The organism is Mesorhizobium calcicola (assembly GCF_042682105.1).
Lineage (GTDB): Bacteria > Pseudomonadota > Alphaproteobacteria > Rhizobiales > Rhizobiaceae > Mesorhizobium > Mesorhizobium calcicola.
In genome coordinates this window covers 133,370-151,880 of record NZ_JBHUGY010000019.1, presented here as the reverse complement: position 1 = coordinate 151,880, position 18,511 = coordinate 133,370, and the positions used below count along the sequence as shown (strand labels likewise).

The window sequence follows — 18,511 nt, the reverse complement described above, 5'->3', positions numbered from 1 at the left end:
CAGGCGCCGGAGTTCCTCAAGAACTCTGTCGGAACGTCGGACCAAGAGAACTGCGAGCGGCGATCGATCGCGATGGTGTCGATGTGCCTCAGAGGCCGGCGCTCGACCGGCAGAAAAAATGATCGGAGCCTGATATGAAACTCTGGATTTGGTCCGACCTGCATCTCGAACTGCAGGCCCCGGCTTTCCCGGAGACGGCTCCGCAGGCCGACCTGATCGTCTGTGCCGGCGACCTTTGCCGCGCCGACGTGCTTGGCGATACCGCGCGATGGATCATCGAGCGGTATCGGTTGCCGATGGTCTTCGCGCCGGGCAACCACGAATTCTATAGCGACGCCCGGATATCGCGCACCAAACCGTCCGATCACCTTTTGATGAAAGAGGCGGCCGAGGCGTCGAAAGACTGGGTGCGGCCGCTCCACGTCCTGGACGATCGCGTGGCCGAGATCGGCGGCGTTCGCTTTGTCGGCGCAACGCTCTGGACCGACTTCCGGATGAACCTCCAGGACGAGGCCGACCTGCCGCGACGCATGCGTTCGATGGCCTGGCAACTGGCGGACTTCTCCAGGATTCGGCTCGGCGACGGACAATGGCTGTCGCCTGAGGCGATGCTTGGCTTCCATGGGTTGACGCGTGGCTTCATCGAGCGCCAGCTCTCGATCCCGTTCGACGGCAGGACGGTCGTCGTCACCCACAACCTGCCGCATCCGGATTGCACGCCCGCCGTCTATCGGGGCCTCGAAACCAACTGCCTGTTCGCTTGCGGTGCGGAGGTATTCGAGGAGGTGCTGCATTCCGATGCCGCCCCGGCGCTCTGGATCTGCGGGCATACGCATCATCCTGCCGACGTCACGGTCGGCCGGACTCGGGTCGTGTGCAATCCGCGCGGCTATCTGAGGTCCGCCTCCGAGCGCGCCAACGGGTTTCGCTGGGACCTCGTGATCGACACGGAGTACCTGCCATGAAGCCCCGCTTCCCTGCACCGTACCCAACGTCCTTGGCCGCGGAATGCCGGCCATCATCTGGCGTGTTCGGATGCACGAACCGCTTCCCAACACCTGTCGGAGGACAAGATGCCGCGTTCACAGCATGAGACGACAAGCCCCGGTGCCAGCGTCGTCAAGGCCGACCTTCTGGCGCGAGCCTATCTCGATATCCTCGCCCGCGAGGACGGCGTGCATTCCAAGTCGATGCTGCGCGCCGGTTCTGGCGATCCTTCCGATGCGGTCGAAATTCTCCTCGACGACCTGATGGACACGCCGGTCGAGGAGCGTGTATCGATCCAGCCCGACCTGGCGGCCGTGGCCGTGCTGACCGCACGTGCGATTGAACTGGAGCCCGGACTGACACGAATCCTGCGGCGCGGCACGCCGGTCGTCAGTATCGCCACCCATACACCCGACCGGGTCGAAGCGGTCCAGAGGGTCATTACAGCTTGCGCGCTCCCTTCGGATCGCGTCGTATCGACCAGCGGCCGCCAATTTCGGGCCCGAAGGGACGAGGCGCTCATCGTTGCCCGCGACGGGATGGAAAAGGGCCACAAGCCGGACAGCGGCAACGAAGCGGTCGCGGGCGCTCTTCATGCGCGCTCGACCATCATCGGCATCGCTCCCGATCCCCGGCGACAGTTGCCGCGCGACCTGCAGCGCTCAGCGGAATATCATCTTGTCCTACCCGAGATCGATGAGAGCGCCCTGGCGCTTGTTGTCGAAGCAGCCACCGGAAGGCATACGGCGCGCTCGATCGACCAGACCACGGTCCGCCTGCTCGATATCGCCGACCTGGTACTGGCGCTGAGGCCGGACCGTAGTCCTGACGAATGCTTGACGCGGCTTGAGGAGCTTGTCGCCAGGAAAGGCGAGTTCCATTCCGACGGGCCCGCGCTGGAAGACCTCGACGGCTATGGCGAGGCGAAGGACTGGGGCCTCGAACTCGTTGCCGATTTTGCCGACTACAAGGCGGGGCGCATCAGCTGGGACGAGGTGGACAACAGGGGGCTCTTGTTGTCCGGTCCACCCGGCGTTGGCAAAACCAGCTACGCTCGGGCGCTTGCGAAATCGGCACGGGTGCCGCTGGTGGCCACAAGCGTCGCCGACTGGAACTCGGCAAGCTATCTCTCGGGCACGCTGCAGGCAATCAAGGATGTCTTCGCCCGCGCGCGAAAATTGTCGCCGTCGATCCTGTTCATCGACGAGCTCGACGGCATCTCCGACCGGGCACGGCTGCGCGGCGATTACGTCGAATACTGGTCGCAGATCGTCAACCTGTTCCTCGAACTGCTGCAGGGAATCGACGAAAGGCCAGGTGTGGTCGTCATCGGCGCCACGAACCACCCGGACGCGATCGATCCGGCGGTCAGGCGAGCTGGACGGCTCGATCGCGAGATCGCCGTCGAGAAGCCGGACGCGAGGACCCTTGCCCGGATATTCCGCTACCACCTTGGGGATCAGTTGCCCGATACCGAACTGATGCCTGCGGCGCTCGCCGCTCGCGGTGCGACCGGAGCCGACGTCGAGGCCTACGTCAGGAGGGCACGCGGCGCCGCCCGGCGTGGTCGTCACCCTCTTCGGATGGATGATCTTCTCTCCGAGGTCCGTTCCAAGCGCGAACCTCCGCCTGAGCAAGACCGCCGCCGCCTTGCCATCCACGAGGCGGGCCATGCCATTACCGCCACGCTGCTTGGCGGAATGGAGGTTGCCGGGGTCACCATCGGCGACCGCGATGGGGTAACCGAGATCGTTAGGCTTGACGGCTGCATATCCCCGGAACGCTGCCATGAGGTAATGATCACGCTGTTGGCAGGCCGTGCCGCGGAGGAACTGGTGTTTGGCAGCCCGTCGGCCGGCGCAGGCGGAGTTCAGGGCTCGGACCTTTCGCGGGCGACCGACCTTGCAAAGGACATGGAACTCCGTTTGGGATTCGGCGACCTCGGTCCTGTCTTCCTGCCGGAAGGAGCTCACGACACGTTGGTGATCATGCCGGGCCTTCTTGGCAGCATTCGCAGGCGGCTGGACAGAGCCATCTCTGACGCGAAAGAACTATTGGGAATGAACCGGGCGGCGCTCGACGGGGTCGCCGATAGGCTCGCGCTGTCCGGTTACCTGTCCGCCGCCGAAATCTCCGAAGTCGTTAGCACAGCGAGCCAGCCAAGCAACGGCAGCGATCAAGCCAAGGAACCTGAAGGCACTCTGAGCGTCTCGCTCGGGATCTTGCGGGAGGAGATCGAAACCGGTGTGACTGATGGAAACGCCAGCGAAGGCAGGAATGGAGAGAACGGGGAGCATGAGGCCCGCCCCGGCAATGCTGGGAGGGGAGCCGGGGAGTACCCCCGCTAGGCGTCGGGATCGAGAACCTGATACCGCTCCGCCTCCCGCTGGTTCGGGATCGTCCCTTCAAGTCCCAGAGCGTGCAACCGCCAACCAAGGGCTCGACCCATGAAAATCTGGCTGTTCTCCGACCTACACCTGGAAGTCGCAGATTTGCGGCAGCCGCTTGCCATTCCAGATGCAGACGTCTGTGTCGTCGCCGGAGACCTTTGTCGAGCGCCGGCCAACGGCGTCTACTGGCTGGCCGAAAACATCGCCCATGCGATGCCGTGCGTGTATGTCGCTGGGAACCATGAGTTCTACAGAGGTACGATCAAGGAAGGACTGGAGGACGGTCGCGCCGCCGCGACACGCTTCCCAGCCGTTCACTTCCTCGAAAACCAGGCCGTCGTCATCGGCGGCGTCCGCTTCCTCGGCGCCACGCTCTGGACAGACTACAGAATTGAAGGGAATCCCGAGGTGGCAATGTTCCATGCTCGCCAAAGCATGAATGACTACAGCCAGATCGCCGCACAACGAAATCCCTGGCAGCGCTTCCTTCCGCTGACTGCCTATCGCATGCACCAGGAATCACGGCATGTTATCGAAACCGCCTTGAAATCCGAGCCGGTCCCGACCGTTGTCGTCACGCATCATCTGCCCCATGCCAACTCGATTCCCAACAGATTCAAGGGGGACCTACTCAACGCGGCCTTCGCGTCGGATCTGTCGCAGGTCTTGGAAGTGGGGCAGCCTGCGCTATGGGTCCACGGCCACACGCACGATAGTTGTGACTACCAGGTCGGCAATACCCGCATTGTGTGCAACCCGAGGGGTTATGAGGATGAGAACGGCAAGTTTGATCGAGCACTCGTTATTCGGCTGGGCAACTGAACCGACGCAGCTTCCTGTCGGTTTTTAGGAAGCGGAGGGGAAGCTGTAATCCGTGGTCGACGGTCTTCTCGCGTATCAGGAATGGCGGCTTCGCGCCCAAAGTCTGTCGTTCAGCCATCTCTTTCGAAAACCTAAAACCGGACATCGTTTTGGCCTGAGCCGTTTGTCGGAGATGTCGGACAGTTGCGGACTTTCCGGATTTGGTGGCTCACCCGCAATAAGCTACCGTTCGCATAGCCGCATCGATCCTGGGAATAACGCTCCGGCCGGCTGAAAATGGCGCGCCAAGGCGAGCTCAGCGGCCGGTAACGTCGCCTAGCAGATCAGCCATCGCGTTGTTCGCCGTAGGCGTCCAAACGGCCAGCCTCTCGGCGATAGCACAGAAGCAACGCGTAAACGCGACCTGCGCACGATGGATATCGACAGCGTGATCGGGCTCTCCAGTGTGCAGAATCGAGCTGCGGGCGTAGTAGATCGCGTAGCCGGCGAGCCTTGCCACACTTTTCATGCAGATGCCGATCCGGCGACGAAGCCGTCCGCGGCCCCGAGCCCATAATGATCGGTGAGCAGCGTCTCGAATGCCACCGCGAGCGCGACGATAGCCTCGTCCTCGTTTGCACGAGCGCTAAAGGATTGCCGGAACCAGTGCAATGCCGTGAGCAAACGTCGGAAAAGGCGGTTCTCCGGCTTCTCTGCCTGTTCGCGCTGGCGCTTGAGGGGGTCATTGAATAAGGCTACCGAGGCCAAATGGAATTGCAGATTCGCATGTCCGTTTCGAGCAACCTCTGGTGAACCACCGGCAACCGCGCGAAGATTTTTCAGTGTATCAGCGGCATCGAGCCCCTGACTTTCGATCGGTATACAAGCAATCGTTTCGCCCGCGGCGGGGCCGCGTTAGGAAAGGCGCATGTTCACTGTCAAAGCGGATGACATCAAAAACTTCAACGGCGACCAGCTGGTCGAGCTGCTGCGTGTCCTCCTCTACGCCGAAGCCCGCAAGGCCGGCGTACCACTCCGCAATGTCGATGTGCCTCTCCAGATCACAGTTGCCGACGGCGGTCAGGACGCGACCGTCCAATGGGAAGGCGGGAAAACATCGACCGATTATTTCCCCGGCCGAGATGTCATCTTCCAATGCAAGGCGAAGGATTACGGCGACGCTCAGTGGGAAAAAGAGGTCTGGACCAAGCCGACACAGGCCAAGACGGCTAAGGTCAAGGTCCTCAACGACGCGGTTAAAGGCGTGCTCGCGCGTGGCGGCACCTATATCGGCGTCACCGCAAAGCCTCTGGTCGGCACCAAGCCGAGCGACCGCGTCACGGCGATCGAAAGGGGTATTAAGGCCGCCGGCGGCGATCCAGCCAAGCTTACTGCGATCCGCGTCTACGAAGGCAACACGATCGCCGCTTGGGCCAGTACCCATCCGGCGGTCGCCGTGTGGATCAAGCAGCAGAAAGCGGCGATTGAACTCGCCGGCTTCTCGACCCTCGACCAATGGGGCAAGCGCGTCGATATCGCGTCGCCCCCATTCGTGCCGAGCCCGGACCGGAAATTCTCGCTTGGCCCCACCGACGCCGACGTCATCGACTTCACCCAGCTCGCCGCGCGCCTCGTCGACGATCTCGCCGAGGGCGGTGCCTGCGCGCGCATCTGGGGTGCATCAGGCATCGGCAAGACGCGGGCCCTGCATTATGCCCTGAGCACGAGCACGGGAGCGCTCCAGGGACTGACTGCCGCTAACTTCATCTTCTGCGACTTCCGCGAGGTCCCTCTGAAAGTCTGGGACGTCGCCAATCAGATTGTGAAGGAAAGCTCCGCCGCGGTCCTTGTCGTCGACGGTTGCTCGATGGACGAGGCGCGCCGGCTCAATGACATCGCGCGCGGCGACGATAGCCAGCTCCGCGTTATCACGCTCGGCCCTGATGGCAGCGACCATGACGATTATTGCCAGATGATCCGGCCGGCCCAAGCCGATCGGGAGACCATCAGGGGTATTCTCAAGGCCGGACTCGCAAAAGCGAAGGCGGACGAGATCGACTATATCGCCACGCTCTGCGACGGCTTCCCGCGCATCGCGGTCCTGGCGACCCACAGCTACGACAAACGCGGCATCCTCAAATCGGTTGACGATGTCGCGGAGCAGATTCTCGGCGCCGCTGACGTCGAACGCGATACGGTCCGTGCGCTCGAATGCCTCTCCCTGTTCGAGCGGCTCGCGCCCGACGAGAATCCGGCTGGTTTCGACGATATCGCAGAGACGCTCGTCCACATAAAGGGCGAGCAGATGTACGAAAATCTTGTCATCGCCGCAGGCAAGCACCTGGTCGATCGCAACCACGGCAGCATGAATGCTCAGCCCCGACCCATCGCCGATTTTCTGGCGTTGCGCCGGCTCGATTATTTGCGGCCTTCGACCCTCATCAGCTTCCTCGACCGAGCACCATCCGCCCACCGCAACGCGATGCTCGCGCGCTGGCGCTTCCTTGCTCGATCACGGACGCTGAGCGACGTCGTCCACTCCCTGCTGCACGGTGCCTTCGCGGACGCCACCGACCTGCTCGGCCCCAATGCCGCCCAGTTCCTACCATCCTTCACGCATGTCGCTCCTGACAGGACAGGATCCGCCCTATTCTTCGCCATCATGCGAATGCCACTCGACGATCTGGCGGCAATCCCCGTCACCGATGGTCTGCTCGACGCGTTGCGCTTGCTCGCCTCCCGTTCGTCGAGCTTCAGGCAGGCCGCGCAAATCGTTCTGCGTCTGTCTGCAGTCGCCAGTACCGAGGGATCACCGCCCATCGTCGACCTGATGCGGCAGCTCTTCCAAATCGCCCTAGCGGGAACGCAGGCCGATGATCGACGCCGCCGCGAAGCCCTTACCGAGACGCTGGACGAGGATGATCCCCGGATCAGGCGGGCATGCGTCGAGGCGTTGGGGGCGATGATCCAGACCCACATCTCGCGCTCGACGGACTTCGAGCAGATCGGCGCCGAACCCTATCGGCCCGAATGGGCGCCCGCCGATCACGACACGATTCACGGCTATTTCAAATGGGCGCTCGAGCGCCTGCTTGACATCTGGCGCAAGACCCCTGAGCTGCGCCCGACCATCGAGGAGCACATCGCTGGCGACCTACGCAACTTGCTGGTGCCGGAACTTTTGTCGACCATCGAGGCCTTCGTCCGCGAGGTCGTTGCGACATCCGGTCACTGGTTCGGGGCGACCAAGAGCATCGGCGACTGGCTTTATTTCGACCGTCCCAGTCCGCCGGACGACTTTGCTGCGGCCGTGCGTGCTCTCTACGATCTGACGCTCCCGGAAGACCCCGTCGAGCAGGCGCTGCTCTACAGCCGGTTCTGGGTCTCGGACATCCACGACCCGGAAAAACGATACGCCGACAATGTCGATGATCCCGACTTCGAGTATTCGGCTCGGCGAGCGCAGGCGCTCGCGGCCGATATTGCGCGCGATCCGGACCAGCTCGCCCGGATCGTCGCCGCCATGTCGAGCAGGGAAATGAACGCTCCTTATCCCTTCGCCGAAGTGCTGGCCGGGCATTTGCCCGACCCGCTCGGCGCCTTGGAGCAAGCCGTCACCGCACTCGATGCCAGCGGCAATCGTGGCGGCATGGCCTTCGTCCGCGCGCTCCTTTCGGCCATTGACCGGCGGCTTGCCGATCAGGCCGATCAGATCGCGAAGCTGGAAACGATCGCCGAGTCTTCCGCGATGCTCGCGGCGAGCCCGATGAACATCTATACCGCGCTTCGTGTCACCGACAAGCGGTTGGCGCGCCTCACGGCACAGGTCCGCGAAGGCGCGATCGACACCGCTCAGGTGGTGACCATCTCCTACGGCAAGGGCCTGGCCCAGGTCTCGCCGCCGGCGCTGGCTGACTTCATCAAAGCGCTCGTCGAGCGCGAGGATGGCGGTGCCTGGGCTGCGCTCGAAATCCTCTCGATGGTGACACATGAGCGCAATGCGCTCACCTCCGAAATCGTCGAGCTTGTGAAGGCGGCCATACTCGCGCCTGCTATCGCGGATGGGACCGACGGCAATGCGAGCAACGCCGACTATGTCCACGATCGCATGCTCCGTCTGCTCGCCGCATCCGGCGCTATTGACGACAGTTTCGCGCGCGCTTTCGCGCTCCAGATCGAGCGAGCATGCCGTTCGGCCGGTTCGCGCTACGGTCGTCCTTCGGATGCCATTCGCTCGGCGCTAGCGATCGTCGTCAAGCAAGCCCCCAACGAGGTCTGGCCGGTCCTGAGCGGTTTCTACGAGATCGCAACGCGCGTCGAACGTGAGCGCCTTAACGCTATCACCTCCGCGACCAAGCTTTTCGCCTATGACGTCTCGCGCACCGGCCCGGGCGCACTCTTCGATACACCGCTGCCCTTGATGCTCGACTGGGCTGTAGAGGATCCGGACCGACGCGTTGCCTTCCTGATCAGCTTCTTCCCAATTCTGCAGCAGCAGGGCGAGGGCTGGACCTGGCACCCCGCTTTGCAGCAGCTCGCTCATCTTTATGGAGCCTCAAAGCGCTTCCAGGCAGCCCTCCGGCTGCGGATTTTCCCCAGCTCCTGGGGCGGCTCGCTGAACGCGCATCTGACCAGCTTCAAGGACCCCCTGGCGACATGGGTCGACGATCCCACCCTCGGCGACTGGGCGAGCGGAATGCTGGAGGTAGTCAACCGGTCGCTGGAGGACGGACTCTACGGGCGCTGACGCGCCCAGCCCGCGAAACGGAGAGAGACGAGGAACCCAGCCATTGGTTGCAATTGAACGAACGGAAGGTTTCGGGCAGCGACTTAGGCTATGCTGAATGACTCATGAAGGCGACTGCCGACCGCCCCGTTCGTTTGAGCGTCGGCTTTCCCATGTGCAGCATCTGTAAGCGGCCTGTCTCCAGGTACGGCCCCCTTGCGCACATCATTTGATCGCCGCAGGTGATGGTCGCTGTCGGCGCAAGCGCGATCTTGGAACTGCGGTAAAAGCAGAGGCAGCAGGCAAACTTCGCCTAAGATCGCCACACCACCATCTGGCTATTGTGATCATGCCTACGACGGAGTCTCCCTGACAGATTGGCGATGCGGCTTGCCGCGACATGCGGTGCTGCGCCTGCGTCGAAACTGCGATCGGCCCCTTCGTAAACCAGCCAGCCGAATCCTTGGTCGAGATCAACTATCAGTTTCCTGCCTGACTCGAACGTTAGGACCAGGCTTCGCTTGTGAGGCGGCTGGCCAACAGCCAACTTGACGTCAAGGTTTCGACGGTCGCCATAAGCTCCCGCAAAGGCATCCAATATGTCGTTGTCGGTGAGGTCGGAGGCGACCTGATGCCGTGAAAACCCCGAATCCTTGTCCGACGCAGTCTCGATCGACAGAGGTATCGTCTCTCCTCCGGTGAGAACTGACACGGTGTCAACGAGGAGACGAAGAACTAACGGCGACCGCGCGAAGCGATCACGGTAGGAAACTTGGATCGGCCGTTCCTTTGCTGGGACACCGCAATCAGCCGCAGCCTTGCGGATAGCTTTTGACATCTTCTCCCCGAAGGCGCTGATCGGGCCGTCAAAGGCTCGATCAAGGATGACCACCGCGGCACCGCTCTTTGGCGCCAACCTTTCGGGACCGACCGTCGCTAACCTGGGCTCGAATTCCAGGGGTGCGCGTGCGACGGGAAGACTGTGGCTGGCGCCCCAGTCGGGTGCGGCCAATTGGATGGCCTCGTCTCGGCTCGCCCAGGCGTGACCGGTCGACCCATCCATCGCATAAGCAAACAGGATGCCACCATTGCCAAAGCGCACGGCATCCCCCTCGGCGATAGCAATCTGATGCCTCGAACTGTAATCCCGGAGATAAAGAAGTTGAGACGCGTCGAGCGTGTCGATGGTGCCTCGCGGGAGGACTAGAGTGACTATCCGGCCGTTGCCTGCCCAGCGCCGAAACAGAGAGGTCGGGGGCCAATCCTCCAGTGCTGCCAGATCGCGCAACTGCGCCCAGAAAAAGAGCTTCGATCGGCCGCGACCGTTCAGCCATTCGTCGATCTCCGCGAGCGGTCGCCCAGATATGTCGGCACGCTGTGCGAAAACGTCCTCTGGGCTGATCATGTCCGGAAGGCAAAGATGGGCATCCATAAAGCTAATGGCCTTCTTTCGGTCGAGCTCCTCCTCCTTCTCCGGCGCATCGGAGACGAGGACGCAAGATGAGCAGGCATGGGCACACTTACGCGGGCAGTCGAGTATCGCGCGAGCACTCTTCAAGATCGCACGGATGTCATCTGCCGCGCGCACCACGTAGCCTGCACCTCCCGCAGCCCGGTCGTAGAGGAAGATGGAAAGCGTGGTACTAATCATGGCATTGCGCGATGCGCCAATGCCGTAACCCATCTCGTCCGGCTCGATTCCCAGGTGCCGCGCCAGCGCTTCGCGCATGGCGATCGCGAGCGCATTTGCGGCACCAACATCAGGTGTCGCTGCCGGTTGTAGTTCCAGAACATCCGTGTGGATCTCATAGCCCAGATGCAGGCCAGTCTTGATGGTGAAGGGCTTTTCGTTTCCCTCGCAAGGCTCCATGAAATTCTCCGGCGAGCGAAGCGGCTTATGGTCATCAAGCCCCGAGCACACCATTTCGCCTGGCTTCATCGGCTCCATGCGGCCGCAATACAGGCATAGCCCATAGCCAGAGGGTTGCGAGCCCGGCCCTTTCGTATGGTAGTATACGGTTCCGCGACGGTTGAGCCTCAAACGCCCAGCGGTGGGCTTGGTCAGGGCTTCCCATCGGGCGGATCCGGCCGAAATGCGCGGCGGCTCGGGCCGAACAAAGGCAACTTGGTCGATATCGGCATGCGTCTCGACATGGCTGTCGCGAAGAAAGCCGGCTGGCTTCAGGTAATCGTCGACTTTAATCGCCGCGTCCGCGCAAGTGCGGCACTGTTCGGGCCACGAGCCGGCACCTGTCCATGAATCGCCGCAATGTGCGCAACGTGCGGCCCAACGCAACGCCTGAATCTCACGCACGCCCTGTTCGCTTGAAGGGCGATGCCAATTCAGCGTAACCCCGCCAACGCGGTAGACTTGCCCGTCGACAACCGTCTCGGAACCCGGAGCGTAATCGCGGATGGCGATATCGAGCGGTCGCTTAGGTCCGCCGTGACGCTGGCCGATTCTACCATCCGCCACATCCTCGTCAGGGAGAGAACCGCCAAGCTCGAAAGAAACAATGTTGTTTGGAAAGCCATGCCCAGGCAGGAATCCTCGATCTGCGAGATCAGACAGCAGGAACTCGCCGCACAAGCGTTTCAGATGAAGTTCAAGGGATTTCGCCGCACCGATTTCCGTCGCCCCCCGCAATTGTTCCTGAAGCGCTCGCCACTCATCAGCGAACTCGCATTCAACGGCTGCCATGGCGTCAGTGGTGAGCTCCGCCAGGTCCCGCCGCCCGTCCAGCACTGTGCCGCGCACAAGGCGATGGAGCGGGGCTTCGTTGTCATTAGCGGTCGTAGCCAAACCTAACCAATCTAGAAACCGAGCGACGGGCCGTTCCGCCTTCACGGCGCGAGCGGCGCGGGGCAACTCGGGACAGCCGAAGAAATCGCCAGCAGCCATTTTCAGGGCGTTGCCGCTATTTGCCTCTAGGAAGCGACCGAGAAAGAAGGCTCCCACGTGGCGCAGCACGATAGGTCGGCTGTCCAGTGCTACTCTGGGCGCCGCGATTTCGCGCTTCAGATAGATCGCAGGATCTCGGAAAGCCTCACGATCCAGCGGTCTATCCTTCGCAAACGTGAAGGCGAGCGAGAGAGGCTGACCGCGCCGTCCAGCACGGCCGACGCGCTGTCGATAGTTGGCGATCGAGGGCGGGACGTTGGTCATCATAACGCCGTTCACCGAGCCGATGTCGACACCCATCTCCATCGTCGTCGAGCAATTTAGGAAATTGATCTTTCCGACTTTGAACAGTGCCTCGTAGCGACGCAACCGTGCCGGCGACAGTTGTGCCGAATGTTCGGCGGATCTCGCATAGGGCGAGAATAGTGCAATGCGGTCGTGGAGGTCCGTCCAGAGACCTCGCGCCCGCAGCTCCGCAACAGTCGTGTCGTTTTCCGTGAATGCGCGGCGGATCGCTTCGTCCCCGTCAACGGGACAGGACGGCAACGCAATAGGCTCGGCGCGATCCCTTGCAATGCGAGCATACGGGGTCAGCCCGAAAGGTGCGACGTCGACGATACGTCGCGTGACGGGACAGAGAAACGCGTTCTTGAGCGGCGCAATCTGTAGCAGGTCAAAATCCAAGGCACGCTCGCCACTTTCATTCGCCGGGAAGAGTGGAAGGAGCTGGTTCCACGCTTTCTCCAGCCAATCGTTCATCTCCATCCGGTCTTCCTTCGAACCCGGATTGAGACCAAGGCCCAGGCGAAGCAACTCAACTACCTGAGGGATTTTCGCCGACGTAGAAGCACGTGGCCAGGCCTGTTGTCTTCTCGCCGGCTCAAGGCCTGGCGACGAGAGTTTCTTCGGAAATCCCTTGCGCGCAATCCAACGGAGAAGATCACGCGACACGGCGACAGCAAACGGTGACCGCACGGCGAATACCAAAATGCTGCCAAGCCAGGCCTTCCAATCCTCAAGCGTGGCGCCCCGTTGCAGGAATCCGCGTGGGGCGTCTACAATCCTCTCGACCGTTGGATAGACGAGCCGCGCCAGCCCCATGGTCTCAGGCGTGTTCGCCATGCGTGGACGTCGCAGCAGTTCACGCAGCAGGAGCGCGTTCGCCAACTGCGAAGCAGGCGACGACCCGGAGGCCTTGAAGATGTCAGCGCGATCACCCCAGACCTGCGGCAGCCATTCTCGCATCTCAATCCGGTCAGCCAAGCTCGCGCGAAGGTCGGGCCAGCTGATAGTCCCGTCGCCAGACTGCTGCGCAAGCTCCTTCTCCCAGCCGGCCACGAGGGATGCGAATAAGGCGTCGTCCTGCCATCCCTCGCGTTCCTTGACCCGAACTATGTTCCTGCGAAGTTCGATCGTTTTCTCGGTCTCCCCGTCACCCGCAGCCTTCAGCTGAACGGCCTGGTAGATGAACGAGCGTACGAAAGCTCGCTCCGACTCGATCTGCAGGCGGGCGGCCATGCGAGCGGTGCCCTGGCGGCTGTCGGTAAAGCTGATGAGTTGGCGCCCGCTCGCCGGAAGGTCGGGGGGTGTTTGCGGCAGAAGAGGTACGACCACCTTATCGGCAGGAGGCATGGCCGCAAGCAGCATTGGAGCCGCGTTTCCAATGATGAACGGAGCGCCAAAGCGGAAAGGATAGAGCTTGTCACCTGACTTGTTTCTGGCGCTGCACGAGGGGCAAGGTCCCGTTCCATCGCCATGAGATGTTAGACGGTAACGGCCCTCACCGCCCGAATCTGCCGTGCGGCCAGTCGCCTTGTCTATGAAAAGGGGCAGCAGACCTGCATCTTGCAGCGAAAAACAGTGACGAACCGACGGCATGTCTAACGCGGACACTTCCTCGATAGCCTCATCCTCCCCATCATCTTCGACTTCGCGGATCGCTTCGAAAAGGAACTCGTCAGAGGGCGGCAGATTGCGTGGCGGAGTTAGGCGATCGCCTTTCTCCTCGGCAATCATGAAGGCTTCGCCGCACTCGTTGCATGTGAACAGTTCGGCGACGGGCATGCGGCATGACGGACAAGTTTCTTCACGCTCGTAAAGAACCCTTCCGGCCGACCATCCTTCACCCATTTTGGCGGGACAATCTGGATTGGTGCAGGACCAAAGGCCAGGTGAGGCGCGATGGAAGGAATGGACGCGCAGAGGCGCCAATGTTTCTCCATTTGCATTCTGGGCGCGCGCCAGCGCCATTGCCAGTGTTTCGCCGTTCACCCCGATCGCGCCGGCCAATCGTTCGAACTCTGCCGCTGGAACCGATCGATCCTTAAGCCCTTCCACCAACGACCACACAGGATTGTGGCTGCCTAGCGCGTCGAAGAGAGCTTGCGGAGACATCGTCCCGAGATCGGCCACTTTCGGCGCGACGCCACCCGTTCCTGGACGGCGCGGAAGCCGGCGATGTCCCGTGATCATGGTCACTTGGTCGAGCTGAATGCCGCCTATGTTTGCAAGGAAGCGGCGCAATTTATCTTCAACATCGGCGCCCTCGCCGATCGTCGCCGAAGTGGCAACGAAACGGACCGTCGTGGGGTCGACCTCGAAGGCTTCCATGACTCGACGTAAGAGCAACGCAACTTCTGCTGCCGCCGAGCCGACCAGTGTATGGGCCTCGTCCAGCACGATCCATTTCAGTCGACCGCGAGATGCTTCCAGAATTGGCCTGTCCTGCGGGCGGACGAGCATGTACTCAAGCATCGTGAGGTTCGTCACGAGAAGCGGTGGCGGATCTCTGCGAAGCGCCTGGCGGTCCGGCACATTCTGCGGCGCGCGCAACAATGCCTCTCGTTGTTCGTTTGCCTTCAGCTTCTCACGCAAGTTGCCGTTATATAGGCAGTAGCGGATGGCGCCATTGGCCGGCTTCGTCCAGGCGTCGAGGCGTTCCTGTTGGCTGGCGATCAATGCGTTGAGCGGGTAAAGCATGATGGCTTCGACACCACTCACGCGCGCCCTTCTCCTGTAGAGGCTGTCAAGCATAGGGACGAAGAAGCATTCGGTCTTGCCAGAGCCCGTACCTGCGGAGATGATGGCGCTCCTTGGTTTCGGATCTCCTAGTACGCGCCACGCCTCAAGTTGATGCTTATAGGGAGAGCGCTTCTGCGGAAAGGAATAGCCTTCGCCGCTGTTGTCTCCGGCAAGAGCTGCGACAGTTCGCTCATCGAGAAGTCTCCCAGACAGTGCCGCCAGCGTCTCATCGGCTGTGACGAATGGAAAGGCGCCTTCCAGAACGGGTGGCGGTATGAGCGCGCCTTCATGGTGCGGGTTGGGCAGCGTTTCTCTTAGATGAGCCGTCAACGCCGGATGCCGCAGACCTGATTGGGCTATCACGGCTTCCGCCATGCGCTGGCGCAAGCGGCTTAGGGTCTCGAAGGGTCTGATGGTCATTTGGAAAGGAACTCGAGGCAATGAGGGTAAGCTGTCGCGATGTAGGTGCTATCGAAGTCCAGCGCGTTGCGGAGGCCTGCCGCCACATCCGGCGTCATCTCCAGTTTTCCGCAAGCAATGCCGGCGAGACAAAGCGGCATCAGTAGCATCGGGAAGTGATTGTAATCGAAGCCCTGGAGCCCGGCTGGGGCGCCCAGTCGAGCAGCGTATTCAGCAAGGCTGCGTGGCAGATCGTCCACTTGGTCGTGGCGAAGGCGTACATAATTCTGGGCCACGGACCGAAGGTCTTGAGGCAGCGTCTTTCCAATGCCGATTGAACGTGACACACCGGCAAACCATAAGGTGCGCTCAGCCAGGGTTTCAAATCGCTTCTGCATCTGCATCGTGGCTTGTTTCGACGCTTGGGCGGAATCGAACACAGTCGACAATTCCTGCACAGCGCGATCCCATTCGGCGCCTGCGGCCTGTTTCCATGCGTCCACAGGCAAGGCCATCCAGAGGAACGGCAGATCGCGTTCCAGCGTCAGGATTGCCTCTAGTCTTTCGGGGCTGGCGGCCAACAGCAAACGACACAACAGCTTGGGACAGGAAGGCAACTCCCGCGTGAGGTCGAGCGCTCGCGGACTGAGCCCCTTAAGCGACGCGACAACACGGATAAGGTGAGAGAGCTCCGCGCTAGATGCCGTCCGATCGGCAATCCTCGAAAGCTCCTCCTGGATTGCCAGTCGCCGTTCGTCTTCCTTTGAGATCAATGAATTCGCCTGCAGGCGCGTTGTGGTCGAAGAGCTGCCACCGCCTACAGGAGCGTCAATCAGCCAGGGACGTGTCACAACTGCGTCGCCTTTACGGCAATACACGAGATACGGGCCATCCGGCGGGGTTGGCAGTTGGAATAGCCCGGAGCCGATCTGGGTGAGGGCCAGCTCGGTTTCAGGATGGAGGAGTGGCCTTGCCACTGCGAACGCATCTGCAGCCAAACTCGCGAAGAGGGCCTTGCCGTCATTGACAAACGGCACGGTTTGACTACGGCGGATGGTGCATAGCGGCCGATTGCGGTCGTCCCTTACCACCACGCTGGGGCCACGTTCGGCCGACAGGCCCAGCAGGCTTTCGGCCAGCGCACCAAACTTGATCATTGGCGTCTCGCCTTCCACACGGCGGGCGATCAAAGCGCGCGCACTCGCCGCTCCTCGCAAATCGAGATCGATCGTCACCGCCCGACCGGTGAGGAGAACGGCTCCGCGCAAATTGGCAAGCGATAATTCTGGCGCGTCCTTGCGGATCCTGCCTGAGGCGTCGACGAGGACGGTCTCGTTAGCCGCCAGGTCCAACATGGCCATGACGGCAGATCCATACGGATCGATCAACCTGATGCGCAGTTGCGCAGTGGGTTGTCCCTGCCATGGCGCGACCAAACCGGCGTCGAGGCGATCGGCCTCGATTTGTGTGCCAAACTCATCGACTGCCGCGACTTGCCAGCCCTGCAATCCTTGCCAAGACACACGCGCGCCGCCGGTCTCGATTCGGCCCTCCAAACTGAAGCCTTGAGGCAACGCGAGAACCCGGGCCCGCTCGATAAGGAATCCTTCGTCATCAAGCCATTGAACGGTGACGAGGCCCTCCGCGGCACCTTGAGCACTGACCTCACGACCTTCCCTGAGAAAGCGCAAGCGCGGTTCACCGCCGCTCCCGCGAGTTCGCGGCCGCAGAGGTGCGGCCACAGGTTGAATTGATCCGTCTTCGAAGGACAAATCAGAAATGAAGATTGTCTCCAAATCGAGCCGTCGCTCGTCGTCCGACGAGGCGCCGGCCTGCACACGATAGCGCTCTCCCTCTTCCGTCTCGACGAGCGCCATGCCCTCGACGCGCCAGAGCGCCCGCCCATCGGATTGCCATAGGCGCTCTACGCCACCACCGTCGTGGCCAAGCACCCTCGATTGTCCCGAAACCCATACATGGAGTAATTCGGCGGTCGAGCGGACAGATCCGGTACCAACGAGCTCGAGGCGGTCCTCCCTCTCAGTTGACCTTAGCACGTGGCATGCGGAAGCGACGGCTCGGCCGCCTGGCCAGCAGACGGTTGGCAGCGTCCGGCCTTCTCGCGAGAGCGCGACCGCTGCCATTTCCGAGAAAGCAAAGGGGCCAACGAACCCAGGATGGCCGAGCGCCTGTGACGTTACCTCGAACCTCCCCTTGGAGTCAGTCTCCGAGCGGTAGATCAGTGCGAATTCCCGTGAGGTCAGCCGCGCGGCGCTTCCTGCGAAATAAGCGCGGAATCGGCCCTCTTGTTGATCGCGCAGTGCATCGAACTGGAGCGGGCCGTCCGCGTGAACGACGAACCCTTCACGCCATCTGCCCTCCGGATCGCGTGCGAGCAGGCGCCTGAGGCCGATGCCTCCACTGCGAGACTTTGGCTCAACGGTCAGCAGGTCGTTGAACAGCCGACTGCATGCCGCCTGGTCTTCGGGAAGATAGATAGGAAGGCTCTCGCGCCAGCCTTTTGCATGAGCATCGAGCCAGCCAGCCGGATTGTTGTTCAGCTGGTCCTTTGGCAAGGCGCGACGGCACTCGATCAATCCTGCAATGAGCTCCGCAGCTAGGTCGAGAATGCCGTCGTCCTGGTAGCTGACCGGCAAACCTTCTGCATGTCTACGTGCGATGGTCAGGAAGTCGGCGTGGGCGGAAGGCCAAGGTAACGCGAGCGAGTCCGCCATGACATTCTCGAAGTAGGCGCGCACAGCATTTGCCCGCTCACCCACCAGCAGCGTCGACGGCAGCCCGCCATTGCGGGCGAGCGTCATCAAATACTCGTTACGGGTACGTTGAGGCCCTTCGGTTACGATGAGCTTCAGGCCCCACCAGCGAAGCCCGGCGAGAGCGATGTCATTCCGTTCGCTGACTGAAATCGTCACCGGCACCACGCCAACATCCTGCCAGCGCCGCCATAAAGTGTCGGCCTGCCTCCGGAACCATTCAGACGTGACGAGCGCGAAAATTGCGCAAAGCGGGCGGTTCTTAGGGTCTAAGAGTGCAGAGTTCCTCTGTACCAGATCAAGACCACAACGATACTGAGCATCACTGATACGGTAGCGATGCAACGGGCGACCATCAGGCGCCTCAACTCCACTTTGTGTAAGGAGCTCGTTGAGAAAGCGGTGGGTAGGCGATACACGTACGCCGGCGCCGTCCAATGACGGGCCTCGCTCAAAATTCATGACGACAATTACACCCCCCGAATCAAGCCCAACTCAATGAACTGCTTCC

7 protein-coding genes are annotated in these 18,511 nt (G+C 61.7%); 4 read left to right on the top strand and 3 right to left on the bottom strand.

Annotated elements, in window-relative coordinates; all coding sequences use genetic code 11:
• Positions 1-134: 134 nt before the first annotated feature.
• The 3 genes from ACFSQT_RS11830 to ACFSQT_RS11820 all read left to right on the top strand — a co-directional run bounded on the left by ACFSQT_RS11830 (position 135) and on the right by ACFSQT_RS11820 (position 4,199).
• A complete protein-coding gene (locus tag ACFSQT_RS11830; protein WP_379018670.1) occupies positions 135-965 on the top strand; it encodes a metallophosphoesterase in 831 nt (276 codons plus the stop codon).
• A gap of 225 nt (positions 966-1,190) precedes the next feature.
• Complete coding sequence (locus ACFSQT_RS11825) at positions 1,191-3,335, top strand: AAA family ATPase (protein ID WP_379018668.1); 2,145 nt, start codon at positions 1,191-1,193, stop codon at positions 3,333-3,335.
• A 99-nt stretch (positions 3,336-3,434) separates the two neighbouring features.
• Positions 3,435-4,199: a metallophosphoesterase gene (locus tag ACFSQT_RS11820; protein ID WP_379018666.1), complete on the top strand. Its 765-nt coding sequence runs from the start codon at positions 3,435-3,437 to the stop codon at positions 4,197-4,199.
• 504 nt (positions 4,200-4,703) lie between these two features.
• Here ACFSQT_RS11820 and ACFSQT_RS11815 read toward each other — a convergent pair.
• Entirely contained in the window at positions 4,704-4,946 is a 243-nt protein-coding gene (locus tag ACFSQT_RS11815) for a hypothetical protein (protein WP_379018664.1), read from the bottom strand.
• Between the two features lie 160 nt (positions 4,947-5,106).
• On the opposite strand from ACFSQT_RS11815, the gene ACFSQT_RS11810 reads away from it, so the two are divergent.
• Entirely contained in the window at positions 5,107-8,925 is a 3,819-nt protein-coding gene (locus tag ACFSQT_RS11810; protein WP_379018662.1) for a hypothetical protein, read from the top strand.
• A 292-nt stretch (positions 8,926-9,217) separates the two neighbouring features.
• Here ACFSQT_RS11810 and ACFSQT_RS11805 read toward each other — a convergent pair whose 3' ends face one another.
• Both ACFSQT_RS11805 and ACFSQT_RS11800 read right to left on the bottom strand, forming a co-directional pair.
• Positions 9,218-15,247, bottom strand: coding sequence for a DEAD/DEAH box helicase (locus tag ACFSQT_RS11805; RefSeq protein ID WP_379018660.1), 6,030 nt, complete (start codon positions 15,245-15,247; stop codon positions 9,218-9,220).
• Positions 15,244-18,462, bottom strand: a complete 3,219-nt coding sequence (locus tag ACFSQT_RS11800; protein ID WP_379018658.1) for an STY4851/ECs_5259 family protein — start codon at positions 18,460-18,462, stop codon at positions 15,244-15,246. The genes ACFSQT_RS11805 and ACFSQT_RS11800 overlap by 4 nt, the downstream gene beginning before the upstream one ends.
• Between the last annotated feature and the right edge of the window lie 49 nt (positions 18,463-18,511).

Bases quoted from the DNA above. Each gene is read 5' to 3' on its own strand.
- ACFSQT_RS11800 (WP_379018658.1), bottom strand. From the start codon at position 18,462: ATGAATTTTGAGCGAGGCCCGTCATTGGACGGCGCCGGCGTACGTGTA.
- ACFSQT_RS11825 (WP_379018668.1), top strand. From the start codon at position 1,191: ATGCTGCGCGCCGGTTCTGGCGATCCTTCCGATGCGGTCGAAATTCTC.
- ACFSQT_RS11805 (WP_379018660.1), bottom strand. From the start codon at position 15,247: ATGACCATCAGACCCTTCGAGACCCTAAGCCGCTTGCGCCAGCGCATG.
- ACFSQT_RS11820 (WP_379018666.1), top strand. From the start codon at position 3,435: ATGAAAATCTGGCTGTTCTCCGACCTACACCTGGAAGTCGCAGATTTG.
- ACFSQT_RS11810 (WP_379018662.1), top strand. From the start codon at position 5,107: ATGTTCACTGTCAAAGCGGATGACATCAAAAACTTCAACGGCGACCAG.
- ACFSQT_RS11830 (WP_379018670.1), top strand. From the start codon at position 135: ATGAAACTCTGGATTTGGTCCGACCTGCATCTCGAACTGCAGGCCCCG.